The sequence below is a fragment of the Halobacillus sp. B23F22_5 genome (genome assembly GCF_043497085.1).
Taxonomy (GTDB): Bacteria; Bacillota; Bacilli; order Bacillales; family Halobacillaceae; genus Thalassobacillus.
In genome coordinates this window covers 48,522-61,135 of record NZ_JBIEKI010000022.1, presented here as the reverse complement: position 1 = coordinate 61,135, position 12,614 = coordinate 48,522, and the positions used below count along the sequence as shown (strand labels likewise).

Below are 12,614 nucleotides of genomic sequence, written 5' to 3'. Positions count from 1 at the left end.
TACATCATAAAGGTCTAGTGGCGATAGCGGAGAGGTCACACCTGTTCCCATGCCGAACACAGCAGTTAAGCTCTCCAGCGCCGATGGTAGTCGGGTTTATCCCCGTGAGAGTAGGACGCCGCTAGGCAAGCAAGAAACCCGGAAGTCTTCCAAGGCTTCCGGGTTTCTTTGTATTTTAAAATACCATGCATACAATGCTATACTAATCATACTTATATATAATCAGCATATGTACTGTAGTTGGAGGTGAATTCTGGTAATGGAAGCTATAACATTCTTAGATGATGATTTTGATATATTTTTAGTCAGGCTGTTAATTGCACTCTTTTTATCTGGATTAATCGGCTTTGAACGAGAGTTAAAAAATCATTCCGCTGGTTTCAGAACACACATATTAGTCGGAGTAGGAGCGTGTTTAATGATGCTCTTATCCTTATATGGTTTTGAGTCATTTATGGAAGCATATAAAAATGTCCGTTTCGACCCTGCAAGGATCCCTTCTTATGTTATCAGTGGTATTGGTTTTCTAGGTGCAGGAACGATCATTGTCAATGGTATGACCATCAAAGGGTTAACTACAGCAGCTTCGATATGGACGGTAGCTGCAATTGGATTAGTAATTGGAGCCGGAATGTACGATGCTGCTATTTTAACTACCATTTTAGTGCTGCTCAGTCTAGTGGTGTTAAACCAAATAGAAGAGAAGATCATGGCTGGACGGGGAAAGAATTTCGTCCGTTTGATTGTAGATGGAGAAGTGAATATGGGAGAGGTCGTCGCTACTTTTGATGATTTCGGAATTAACGTAAAACGTTTGTCGATTGAAAACGAACGGACAGGAGAACGGACGCTCTTTATAGAAATGGAAAGAGGACAAAAGTTTGATCAAGCTGTCTTATTTGATTGTCTTTCTAAAATAAATCATGTCAAATTGGTATATGAGCGAAAAACATGACTTTTCATCTTAAGCTGTACTGCATAACTGTAGTACGGCTTTTTTCTACATAATCACCTATAAATCGTTGTTTTAAAATCCCTTGGTTTAGGGGAACATGGATGGTAGGTAAAAATTCTAAACATTTTAGTTGCGTCTCGAAAAATTTTGAGTATAATAAAATTAAAGTCAAAGATAGTCAAAGTCAAAAGAGGAGGAGGGAAGATGCGGAATATATCCGACATCATTGAAGCATATTTAAAACAGATACTTGAGGCTAATCAACAAGAAGTCATTGAGATCAAACGCAGCGAAATAGCAGAACAGTTTCAATGTGTTCCCTCTCAAATCAACTATGTGATTAAGACTAGATTTACTGTGGAAAAAGGTTATATAGTAGAAAGTAAACGTGGCGGCGGAGGTTATATCCGTATAATGCGGGTCAAACATCAGGATGATACGAAACTTTTAGACGAAATTTTAGAAATCATCCAGCCGAAAGTGACGCAGACTGCTGCCATTGACATCATTGAACGATTACTGGAAGACGAAATTATCACTGAGCGGGAAGCTAAGCTGATGGTAAGTGCAATGACTCGTGAGGTATTGGCATTTCAACTGCCATTACGCGATGAGGTAAGGTCGAAAATATTGACTGCGATGTTAACTACTCTGAGGTATAAAATGTCATAAAGGGAGAGGGGAGGAGTTAAGATGGAGTGTCAAGAATGTCATCAACGTCCGGCAACTGTACATTTGACAAAAGTGGTTAATGAAGAAAAAACGGAAGTGCATGTATGTGAACAGTGTGCTAAGGAAAAAGGTTACGGCGAGAGTTCTTTTTCACTTAATAACTTGCTATCCGGCTTGCTCAATTTTGATGCTGCAGCATCTATTAACAGCGGGACAGCGCCATCGTCCACGCCGCCAGCCCAAAAGCTGCAATGCCCTAAATGTGGGCTCACCTATCAGGAATTTACGAGAATCGGTAAATTCGGGTGTGCAAAATGTTATGAGACGTTTGATGATAAACTTAATCCGATTTTCCGCCGGGTACACAGTGGCAACACCGAGCATAATGGTAAAATTCCAAAGCGTGAAGGCGGAAATCTCCACTTAAGAAAAGAAGTCGAACAAAAAAAACATCTGTTGCATCAATTAATTGAGAAAGAGGAATTTGAAGAAGCTGCAAAGGTACGCGATCAAATTCGTAAACTGGAAAAACAGCTTCAAAATGAGCAAGGGGGGGATGGATGATGTCTCTTCAGAATTTCATGAATGAAGCGATTAGCCCCTGGATGAAAGAAGAAGGTCCTGATAGTGACATTGTTTTAAGTAGTCGGATTAGGCTGGCGAGAAATTTCGCTCAAGTAACTTTTCCGATTATTGCTAAAGAAGAAGACCTTAAACCGATTCTTGATTTTTTTGATCAGGAATACGCACACCAATCATTCAAGGAATACAAAAACTTTGAATTAGTGCCAATGAACAATCTTAAACCGATTGAAAAACGGGTATTGGTAGAAAAGCATTTGATCAGTCCTCATCTTGCTGAACATTCGGACCATTCTGCAGCGTTGATTTCTGAGAATGAGCAGATATCGGTCATGATTAATGAAGAGGATCATCTTCGCATCCAGTTATATTATCCCGGCTTTCAATTAGAACAAGCCTTAAAACGAGCTTCAGAACTGGATGACTGGCTGGAAGAAAAAGTAAATTACGCATTTGATGAAAAGCGCGGTTATTTGACCGCTTGCCCTACAAATGTTGGCACCGGGATGCGTGCTTCTGTTATGATGCACCTGCCTGCGCTGGCAATGACGCAACAAGTGAATCGGATGATTCCTGCTATCAACCAGCTGGGCCTGGTAGTAAGAGGCATCTATGGAGAAGGAAGCGAAGCTTTAGGCAATATTTTTCAAATTTCTAATCAGATTACCCTTGGTAAATCAGAAGATGATATTGTTGAAGACTTACAAAGTGTGGTAAGGCAATTGATCGATCAGGAACGGCGGGCACGTGAGACACTGATGCAACGCTCTGGTCTTCAGCTGGAAGACCGGGTGTTCCGCTCTTATGGAGTTCTAAAGAACAGCCGAATTATTGAGTCTAAAGAAGCAGCAAAATGTTTGTCCGATGTACGTCTTGGTATCGATTTAGGTTTTATTAAGAATATATCTAAAAATATATTGAATGAGCTGATGATTTTAACACAACCGGGTTTTTTACAACAATACGCTCAGGAAACACTGACACCGGACCAAAGAGATATACGTAGAGCATCCCTGATACGGGAGCGACTACAATTAGAAAAACAGTAAACTATTAATGAGGAGGTTATGTCCCATGATGTTTGGGCGATTTACAGAAAGAGCACAAAAAGTGTTAGCACTTGCACAAGAAGAAGCAGTACGACTAGGTCATAATAATATTGGAACCGAGCATATCCTTCTGGGTTTAGTACGTGAAGGAGAGGGCATCGCTGCGAAAGCTTTAACCGCACTAGGTTTAGAAGCAGAAAAAATCCAAGGTGAGGTAGAACAGTTGATAGGGCGTGGCGAAAAGGTTTCTCAAACCATTCATTATACACCACGTGCTAAAAAAGTGATTGAATTATCAATGGATGAAGCAAGAAAGCTTGGCCACTCTTACGTTGGAACCGAGCATATCCTTCTAGGATTGATTCGGGAAGGAGAAGGGGTTGCAGCCCGCGTATTGAATAACTTAGGTGTAAGCCTGAATAAGGCTCGTCAGCAAGTGCTGCAGCTGCTAGGCAATAATGAATCATCAAACGGGCAGAACCGCCGGGGCGGCTCCAGCCAGGCTGCCAACGCCAACACACCAACGCTCGATTCTTTGGCCCGTGATTTAACGGCAATTGCCAAAGAAGGAAATATCGATCCGGTCATCGGCCGTGGAAAAGAAATCGAACGTGTCATTCAAGTATTAAGTCGTCGTACCAAGAACAATCCAGTCCTTATCGGTGAACCTGGTGTTGGTAAAACTGCTATAGCAGAAGGATTAGCACAACAGATCATCAGTAATGAAGTTCCTGAGATCCTTCGCGATAAACGAGTGATGACGCTCGATATGGGGACAGTGGTTGCTGGAACTAAATATCGTGGTGAATTCGAGGATCGTTTGAAAAAAGTAATGGAAGAAATCCGTCAGGCCAACAACATTATTTTATTTATTGACGAATTGCATACGTTGATCGGCGCTGGTGGTGCAGAAGGCGCGATTGATGCTTCTAATATCCTTAAGCCGTCGCTGGCTCGCGGGGAACTACAATGTATCGGTGCCACTACACTGGACGAATATCGTAAATATATCGAGAAGGATGCCGCGCTTGAACGACGCTTCCAGCCGATTCAAGTGGATGAGCCGACTTCAGAAGAATCGGTTCAGATTTTACAAGGACTTCGTGACCGTTACGAAGCCCATCATCGAGTAACTATTACGGATGAGGCGATCGAGTCTGCAGTTAAGCTATCAGACCGGTATATTACGGATCGTTTCTTGCCGGATAAAGCAATTGACCTGATTGATGAAGCGGCTTCCAAAGTCCGTTTGCAATCTTATACAGCTCCGCCAAACCTTAAAGAATTGGAGCAAAAACTAGAAGAAGTCCGAAAAGAAAAAGATGCAGCGGTTCAAGGGCAAGAGTTTGAAAAAGCAGCTTCTCTCCGTGACAGTGAACAGCGTCTGCGTGATGAACTGGAACAGACTAAAAATGAATGGAAAGAAAAGCAAGGACAGGAAAGCTCAGAAGTATCCACAGAGGACATTGCAGCGGTCGTTTCTACCTGGACCGGTGTTCCGGTGTCTAAGCTTGCGAAAGATGAAAGCGAGCGTCTGCTGAACATGGAAGATACGCTTCATAAACGAGTAATCGGTCAGGAAGAAGCGGTGAAATCCATTTCCAAAGCCATTCGACGTGCCCGCGCTGGCTTGAAAGATCCGAAACGTCCGATTGGCTCTTTCATCTTCTTAGGACCGACTGGGGTAGGTAAAACAGAACTTGCCCGCGCTCTTGCTGAAACCATGTTTGGCGATGAAGATTCAATGATCAGAATCGACATGTCTGAATATATGGAAAAACACAGTACGTCTCGTCTGGTAGGTTCACCTCCAGGATATGTTGGCCATGAAGAAGGCGGACAGCTGACAGAAAAAGTTCGCCGCAAGCCATATTCTGTCGTGTTATTGGATGAAATTGAAAAAGCTCATCCAGAAGTGTTCAATATCCTGTTACAAGTATTAGAAGATGGACGACTGACGGATTCCAAAGGCCGTGTCGTTGACTTCCGTAATACAGTTCTGATTATGACTTCCAACGTAGGTGCCCAAGAATTGAAACGCAATAAATTCGTTGGATTCAGTCTGGGTGATGAGGATCAAAGTCATGCTGATATGAAATCTAAAGTTCTGGATGAATTGAAAAAAGCATTCCGTCCAGAATTCTTGAACCGTATTGATGAAACAATCGTCTTCCATTCTCTAGAGAGAAAACACATGACAGACATTGTAACGCTTATGGCTGAAGAGCTGCGTAAGCGTCTCAAAGAACAAGATATTGACTTCACCCTATCTCAGAAGGCAATCGAAAAAATTGCCAGCGAAGGTTTCGATCCAGAATATGGTGCACGACCATTGCGTCGCTCGATCCAGAAAAATGTCGAGGATCTATTATCTGAAGAACTATTAAAAGAAAATATTGAAAAAGGACAGAAAGTAGATATCGATATTAGCGACGAAGATAAATTTGTCGTTCATGCCAAATAATAGTATTTTAAAAATCGGAAGGTGTTTGCCTTCCGATTTTTTTCTGTTTTCGCTATGCTTTCATTATGGATATTTAAAAAAGTTTAGCTTCTCTGTAACTTTCTCATAATCATTTTCGTATACAATAATTGAAGTAAGGGGAGATCACCTTGGCAAAAAAGAAAAGTAAATTTGTTTGCCAGGAATGCGGCTATGAATCAGCGAAATGGATGGGCAAATGCCCGGCCTGTCATCAATGGAATACCTTAGTAGAAGAGGTAGTTTCCAAGGATCCATCACGCCACGTGTTCCAGGCAGACAATAGCAGTGGCTCAAAAAAGCCAGAAAAAATAACTGCCATCCATTCTGAAAAAGAGCCGCGCATCACCACCAATATGCCCGAGTTGAATCGTGTGCTCGGTGGCGGAATTGTGCCGGGTTCCCTGGTTTTAATAGGGGGAGATCCGGGAATTGGTAAGTCAACTTTGTTATTACAAGTATCTTCACAATTAGCCGACAAAGGAATGCCGGTTTTATATATATCCGGGGAGGAATCAGCACGGCAGACAAAATTACGGGCTGACCGGCTGTCCATAAATTCGGAAGAACTTTACGTCCTCCCGGAAACAAACCTGGTAGAAGTGGTTAACCAGATTGAGGCGATTGAACCGAAATTTGTGGTCATCGACTCGATCCAGACGATTTACCGGGAAGAAGTAACCTCCGCTCCGGGCAGTGTTTCCCAAGTTCGTGAATGTACCAGTGAGTTGATGCGAGTGGCAAAAAGTAAAGGAATCCCGATATTTATTGTAGGACATGTAACAAAAGAAGGTTCCATCGCCGGGCCGAGACTGTTAGAACATATGGTAGATGCTGTTTTATATTTTGAAGGGGAACAGCACCACACTTTCCGGATCTTGCGAGGGGTAAAGAATCGTTTTGGCAGCACGCATGAGATGGGTATTTTTGAAATGAAGGAAAAGGGGTTGGAAGAGGTTGATAATCCCTCGGAAATCTTTTTGGAAGAACGATCCCAGGGTGCTGCCGGATCAACGATTGTAGCTTCGATGGAGGGCACAAGGCCCGTTTTAGTAGAAATACAAGCGCTCATCTCTCCTACCACTTTCGGTAACCCTAGACGTATGGCTACCGGGCTGGATCACAACCGTGTACCATTACTTATGGCTGTGCTGGAAAAACGGGTAGGTCTCCTGCTGCAGAATCAGGACGCTTATTTAAAGGTAGCGGGGGGAGTGAAGCTGGACGAGCCGGCTATCGATCTCGCTGTCGCTATCAGTATTGCATCGAGCTTCCGGAATCAAGCTTCTAAAGCTGACGATGTCGTGGTAGGGGAAGTAGGACTGACTGGTGAGATACGTCGTGTCGCCCGTATTGAACAACGTATACAAGAGGCCGCTAAACTTGGCTTTAAGCGTGTAATCATTCCTCAAAAAAATCTTGATGGCTGGACGCCTCCAGCTAATATTAACGTAATCGGAGTCAATACTGTACAAGAAGCATTAAACGTGACGTTAGGAGAGAGATAGATGGAATGGCATGAAATGAAAGAGTCCGTAATCGGCGACATACTGCAGTTTGTCGCCCCGGGGACTCCAATTCGTGAAGGGATTGATAATGTCCTGCGAGCGAACACTGGCGGACTGATTGTGGTAGGATATGATGAAAAGATGCAAAATATCGTCGATGGCGGGTTTCATATCCACTCCGTTTTCACCCCTGCCCATTTGTATGAGCTGGCAAAAATGGACGGGGCTATCATACTGGATGATGAAGGCGAATATATTTTATATGCTAACGCTCAGTTGATACCAGATTCCAACATTACTTCTACTGAGACTGGCATGCGACATCGAACTGCTGAACGGGTGGCTAAACAGACCGGTCATCTGGTCATCGCCATCTCACAGCGGAGAAATGTCATCACGCTGTACAAAGGCAGTTTACGGTATTCGTTAAAAGACATCGGCGTCATATTGACTAAAGCGAATCAAGCCATTCAGACGCTTGAGAAGTATAAAAAAGTACTGGATCAGGGGATTACAAATCTTGGTGCTCTGGAATTTGAAGAGATGGTCACCTTTTCAGAGGTGATTCAGGTCATTCACCGTATTGAAATGGTGCTTCGAATCAAGACAGAGATATTGAATTATGCTAATGAACTTGGAACCGAAGGGCGACTGGTACAACTGCAATTGACCGAACTTGTGTCCAATATTGAAGAAGAGGCTACACTTCTTCTCAAGGATTACAGTAAAAACCCGGATTATGAACCTTCTTATTTACTGAAGAAAATGCAAGAAGCTACAGATTCTGAATTAATGTCGGGAGAGCAGATTCTTAAACTGCTTGGGTACCCTGCTACTCAAAAAATGCAGGACTCCATCATACCAAGAGGGTATCGTATTTTGAAAAAGATTCCTCGTCTTCCCCCATTGATCATTGAACATCTTGTAGAACGTTTTACGACACTTAATAACATAGTGATGGCTTCTACTAAAGAGTTAGTTAAGGTCGATGGTATTGGTGATGTTCGTGCAAGCAAAATAAGAGATGGGCTGGATCGTGTGCAGGAACAATTGTTTGTAGACAGGCACATTTAAGGTTTGACATTCATCTTGTCAGTGTGGTAAAATTTTATGTTAAAAAATTGACTATATTTGTAAATTGTGCTAACTTAGAAAATATATATTTAGTTGAAGAATTCATGGTTATAGGAACCCAATTTTGGTCATACTGTTGGCTAGGAGGTGAACAGAGTGCTTAAAAGAATTGTGCAATTATTTATTATTATTGCGGGTGCTACATTAGGGTATTTGTATATTCCTGAATTAATGAAGCTTTTTACTAACCAGGGCTGGGTACAATCTGCTTATGTGGGCGCTGTTTTAGGAGCACTTATATTATTTTTATTAACATTTTGGCTGGTCGATTCTATTGTGAATTTATTAAGGTGGTTTGAAGATACGCTCGTCAAAGCCCCACTGGCTGACTTGTTATTGGGAAGTTTCGGTTTGATTATCGGTCTTGTTATTGCATTTTTGATCAACATGATTATCCAGGATATTCAAATCCAGGTTGTCAGTCAGGTTGTTCCGATTTTCTTGACATTTTTCCTTGGGTACTTCGGGTTCCAGGTAGGTTTTAAGCGGAAAGATGAGATACTGGCCTTATTTAATAACACGGGAAAAAGAGAAAAGAAAAGGCCGGAGGAAGAAGGCTCTTCTGATCAGTCTGCAGAGGTCCCTAAACCGAAAATACTGGATACAAGCGTGATCATTGATGGACGGATAGCGGATATCTGTCAAACTAGCTTTCTTGAGGGAACGATTGTCATTCCCCAATTTGTACTCGAAGAGCTCCAGCACATTGCCGACTCTTCTGATGGATTGAAGCGGAATCGAGGAAGACGAGGGCTTGATATACTCAACCGTCTTCAAAAAGATCTGCCTGTCAATGTGGAAATATATGAAGGCGACTTTGAAGAAATCCAGGAAGTGGACAGTAAACTTGTAAAGCTTGCTAAAGTGATGGATGGGGTTGTCGTTACAAACGATTTCAATTTAAATAAAGTATGTGAGTTTCAGAACGTGGCAGTTTTGAATATCAATGACCTTGCTAATGCCGTCAAGCCGGTTGTACTGCCTGGGGAAGAAATGAAAATCCAGGTAATCAAAGATGGTAAGGAGCAGAATCAGGGAGTGGCATATCTGGATGATGGAACCATGATTGTTGTCGAAGAAGGCAAGAACTACATTGGCGAAACCATCGATGTCATTGTTACAAGTGTCTTACAGACATCCGCCGGCCGGATGATTTTTGCTAAACCTAAACCACTTGAAAAAGCCTTATAAAAAGGGTATAAACAAATAAGGATATACAAAAGTGATAACAGATATGTTATCGCTTTTGTTGTTTACAAACGGTTAGGATGGATGCGTGATGATCAACTATACAGCCATAGTGCTTGCGGCTGGGCAAGGGAAGCGAATGAAAGCGGGAAGAAATAAACAATTCCTGCTGCTGGATGATAAACCACTGATTATACATACTTTATCTGTTTTCGAAACAGATGAATGGTGCAAGGAAATCATTTTGGTCATTAACGAAAATGAACAACAAAGCATGCAGTCATTGGTCAAATCCTACTCCTTCAACACAAATATCCGGTTTGCTGAAGGAGGTAAAGAACGTCAGGACAGTGTCTACGAAGGACTGCGGTATGTTTCAGATAAAAGTATTCCTGTCTTCATCCATGATGGAGCCCGGCCTTTTGTAGAACATCAGCATTTGCATGAATTAGCGGAGATGACAAAGCAGCACGAGGCTGCTTTACTTGCTGTTCCAGTTACTGATACGATCAAGCAGCGGGATGACAATAAATTAAAGACGCTTGAACGGAGTAGTTTATGGGCTGCCCAGACACCGCAAAGCTTTTCCTATCCATTGATATTACAGGCTCATGAGCAGGCAAAAGCGGCTGGTTATTACGGTACGGATGATGCCTCACTCGTAGAGCGGATGGGGAAAGATGTAGTGGTGGTACAAGGAAGCTATGATAATATGAAATTGACAACACCGGAAGATAAAATGAAAGCACAGTCTCAGCTTACAAAATACAACCAGACAGGGGATGAAGAAATGTTTCGGATTGGACAAGGATTTGATGTACATCAATTGGCCGAAGGGAGAAAATGTATCATTGGGGGAGTGGAAATTCCTCATACTAAAGGCTTGCTTGGACATTCCGATGCTGATGTATTACTTCATACCGTTGCTGACGCTTGTTTAGGCGCAATAGGGGAAGGGGATATCGGGAAACACTTTCCTGATACAGATGAAGCCTTCAAGGATGCTGATTCCTCCCAATTGCTTCAACAAGTTTGGAGTCTTGTACAGGAAAAAGGCTATCAACTTGGTAACCTGGATTGTACGGTCATTGCCCAGGCTCCAAAAATGGCCCCCTATATCAAGGAAATTAGAGAAAATATAGCAGCTTTGCTAGCGACGGATATGGCTCGTATTAACGTAAAAGCGACCACCACGGAAAAGTTAGGTTTTCCAGGCAGGGGTGAAGGAATTGCCGCCCAGGCTGTTGTTCTTTTGCAGAATGATAACTAATGAGCAGGAAAAAATGATAAAATAGAACAAGGTAACGAACGACCTTTATTGGAGCGGAAATCAGAAAGGGGTAAACATACTATGAGTAACGAAGTACGTGTGCGTTATGCACCAAGTCCAACAGGGCATCTTCATATCGGGAATGCTCGAACAGCATTGTTCAATTATTTATACGCACGTCATTTAAATGGGAAATTCATCATCCGGGTGGAAGACACGGACGAAAAGCGGAATGTCGAAGGCGGCGAAAAAAGCCAGCTGGATTATTTGAAGTGGCTTGGCATCGAGTGGGATGAAGGTGCCGATATTGGAGGGGAATACGGCCCATATCGTCAAATGGAACGTTTGGATATTTACCGTAAATATATTGATGAATTATTGGAGCGCGACCTTGCGTATAAGTGCTATATGACCGCTGAGGAGTTAGAGCAGGAACGTGAAGAGCAGCGTTCGAAAGGTCAAGTCCCTAAGTATTCTGGTGCTCATGCTAATTTGACCCAGGAACAGTGTGAACAATTCGAATCGGAAGGGCGTGAGCCAAGTATCCGACTTCGTGTGCCGAAAGATCATACCTATAAGTTTGATGATATTGTGCGTGGTGATATAAGTTTTGATTCCAGTGATTTCGGTGATTGGGTCATCGTGAAGAAAAATGGCATACCGACCTATAACTTCGCCGTTGCTATTGATGATCATTTGATGGGCATTTCTCATGTACTGCGTGGGGAAGAGCATATATCTAACACACCGAAACAAATGATGGTCTATGAGGCGTTCGGATGGGAGCCGCCTAAGTTCGGACATATGACTTTGATACTGAATGAAAATCGCAAGAAGTTGAGTAAGCGCGATGAGCATATTCTGCAATTCATCGAACAATACAAGAACCTTGGTTATTTGCCAGAAGCATTATTCAATTTCATTACATTGCTGGGCTGGTCTCCAGTAGGGGAAGAAGAAATCTTCACGAAAGACCAATTTATCCAGATGTTTGACCCTGATCGGCTGTCGACTTCACCAGCGGTATTCGATCCTGCTAAGTTGAAATGGATGAACAACCAATACATCAAAGCAGCTGATTTTGACCAGGTGGTCGACCTTACGTTGCCTCATTTGATTCAAGCTGGACGTCTTCCAGAAGATATGGATGGGGAAGAGCGGAAGTGGGCGCTGGAACTAATCAGCCTTTACCATGAACAATTAAGCTACGGTTCTGAAATCGTCGAACTAACAGAGTTATTCTTCAAACAGGAGATCGAGTATGACAGTGAAGCGATGGAAGTGCTGGGAGGAGAACAGGTTCCTGAAGTTCTGGAAACGTTCAAGCAGAAACTTGCAGAGCTTGAGGAAGTAAACCCGCAGAATATCAAAGCCCAAATCAAAGCGGTACAAAAAGAGACTGGTCACAAGGGAAAAAAGCTATTCATGCCGATCCGTGTTGCTACGACAGGACAGACCCATGGACCAGAACTTCCAGATGCTATTCATTTACTTGGCATCGATACCGTAACGGTACGATTGAACGACGTACTGAAAAAACTAGAAGCCTAAATGATTCACAAAGGATCAGGATTGTAATATAGTAATAATACATTTAAAGGCTTCGTATGATATAAAGCGTTGATGAGGAAAAGTAGAAAACGGACACCTTACACAGAGATGACCACCTTGGCTGAAAGTGGTTTTAAGGGCTGTTTTTGAAAATGCCCCTCTGAGTCTTTCGTCGAAATAAGTAGACGAAAGCGGGTTCTCCCGTTACAGGGATCAAGTTGGA

10 protein-coding genes, 1 rRNA gene and 1 other annotated feature (1 of these 12 only partly in view) are annotated in these 12,614 nt (G+C 42.7%); all 11 genes read left to right on the top strand.

What is annotated here, in order from left to right; all coding sequences use genetic code 11:
* The first annotated feature begins 13 nt into the window (after positions 1-13).
* The 11 genes from rrf (at position 14) to gltX (ending at position 12,391) form a co-directional block, all read left to right on the top strand.
* Positions 14-127 (top strand): 5S ribosomal RNA (rrf, locus tag ACGTN9_RS19395).
* Positions 128-259: 132 nt separating this feature from the next.
* The gene (locus tag ACGTN9_RS19390; RefSeq protein ID WP_499596016.1) at positions 260-955 is read left to right on the top strand and encodes an MgtC/SapB family protein; all 696 of its coding nucleotides are present in this window, start codon (positions 260-262) and stop codon (positions 953-955) included.
* 204 nt (positions 956-1,159) lie between these two features.
* Complete coding sequence (locus tag ACGTN9_RS19385; RefSeq protein ID WP_093046721.1) at positions 1,160-1,627, top strand: CtsR family transcriptional regulator; 468 nt, start codon at positions 1,160-1,162, stop codon at positions 1,625-1,627.
* Positions 1,628-1,648: 21 nt separating this feature from the next.
* Entirely contained in the window at positions 1,649-2,191 is a 543-nt protein-coding gene (mcsA, locus tag ACGTN9_RS19380) for a protein-arginine kinase activator protein McsA (RefSeq protein WP_499596015.1), read from the top strand.
* The gene (gene mcsB, locus ACGTN9_RS19375; RefSeq protein ID WP_499596014.1) at positions 2,191-3,258 is read left to right on the top strand and encodes a protein-arginine kinase McsB; all 1,068 of its coding nucleotides are present in this window, start codon (positions 2,191-2,193) and stop codon (positions 3,256-3,258) included. Before mcsA ends, mcsB begins: the two co-directional genes overlap by 1 nt.
* A gap of 25 nt (positions 3,259-3,283) precedes the next feature.
* A complete protein-coding gene (gene clpC, locus ACGTN9_RS19370; RefSeq protein WP_499596013.1) occupies positions 3,284-5,722 on the top strand; it encodes an ATP-dependent protease ATP-binding subunit ClpC in 2,439 nt (812 codons plus the stop codon).
* 149 nt (positions 5,723-5,871) lie between these two features.
* Complete coding sequence (radA, locus tag ACGTN9_RS19365) at positions 5,872-7,248, top strand: DNA repair protein RadA (protein ID WP_499596012.1); 1,377 nt, start codon at positions 5,872-5,874, stop codon at positions 7,246-7,248.
* On the top strand, positions 7,249-8,322 hold the full coding sequence (disA, locus tag ACGTN9_RS19360) for a DNA integrity scanning diadenylate cyclase DisA (RefSeq protein WP_499596011.1): 1,074 nt from the start codon (positions 7,249-7,251) through the stop codon (positions 8,320-8,322).
* A 156-nt stretch (positions 8,323-8,478) separates the two neighbouring features.
* Positions 8,479-9,573 carry a PIN/TRAM domain-containing protein gene (locus tag ACGTN9_RS19355; RefSeq protein WP_499596009.1) on the top strand — a complete coding sequence of 365 codons (1,095 nt, stop codon included), beginning with the start codon at positions 8,479-8,481 and terminating at the stop codon, positions 9,571-9,573.
* A gap of 88 nt (positions 9,574-9,661) precedes the next feature.
* Positions 9,662-10,840: a bifunctional 2-C-methyl-D-erythritol 4-phosphate cytidylyltransferase/2-C-methyl-D-erythritol 2,4-cyclodiphosphate synthase gene (locus ACGTN9_RS19350; RefSeq protein WP_499596007.1), complete on the top strand. Its 1,179-nt coding sequence runs from the start codon at positions 9,662-9,664 to the stop codon at positions 10,838-10,840.
* An 81-nt stretch (positions 10,841-10,921) separates the two neighbouring features.
* A complete protein-coding gene (gene gltX / locus ACGTN9_RS19345) occupies positions 10,922-12,391 on the top strand; it encodes a glutamate--tRNA ligase (RefSeq protein ID WP_499596006.1) in 1,470 nt (489 codons plus the stop codon).
* 60 nt (positions 12,392-12,451) lie between these two features.
* Positions 12,452-12,614: a binding site (T-box leader), on the top strand; it runs 50 nt beyond the window's last position.

Excerpts from the sequence above, each read along its gene's own strand:
- gltX (WP_499596006.1), top strand. The coding sequence starts at position 10,922 with ATGAGTAACGAAGTACGTGTGCGTTATGCACCAAGTCCAACAGGGCAT.
- mcsB (WP_499596014.1), top strand. The coding sequence starts at position 2,191 with ATGTCTCTTCAGAATTTCATGAATGAAGCGATTAGCCCCTGGATGAAA.
- ACGTN9_RS19350 (WP_499596007.1), top strand. The coding sequence starts at position 9,662 with ATGATCAACTATACAGCCATAGTGCTTGCGGCTGGGCAAGGGAAGCGA.
- disA (WP_499596011.1), top strand. The coding sequence starts at position 7,249 with ATGGAATGGCATGAAATGAAAGAGTCCGTAATCGGCGACATACTGCAG.
- ACGTN9_RS19390 (WP_499596016.1), top strand. The coding sequence starts at position 260 with ATGGAAGCTATAACATTCTTAGATGATGATTTTGATATATTTTTAGTC.
- mcsA (WP_499596015.1), top strand. The coding sequence starts at position 1,649 with ATGGAGTGTCAAGAATGTCATCAACGTCCGGCAACTGTACATTTGACA.
- ACGTN9_RS19385 (WP_093046721.1), top strand. The coding sequence starts at position 1,160 with ATGCGGAATATATCCGACATCATTGAAGCATATTTAAAACAGATACTT.
- clpC (WP_499596013.1), top strand. The coding sequence starts at position 3,284 with ATGATGTTTGGGCGATTTACAGAAAGAGCACAAAAAGTGTTAGCACTT.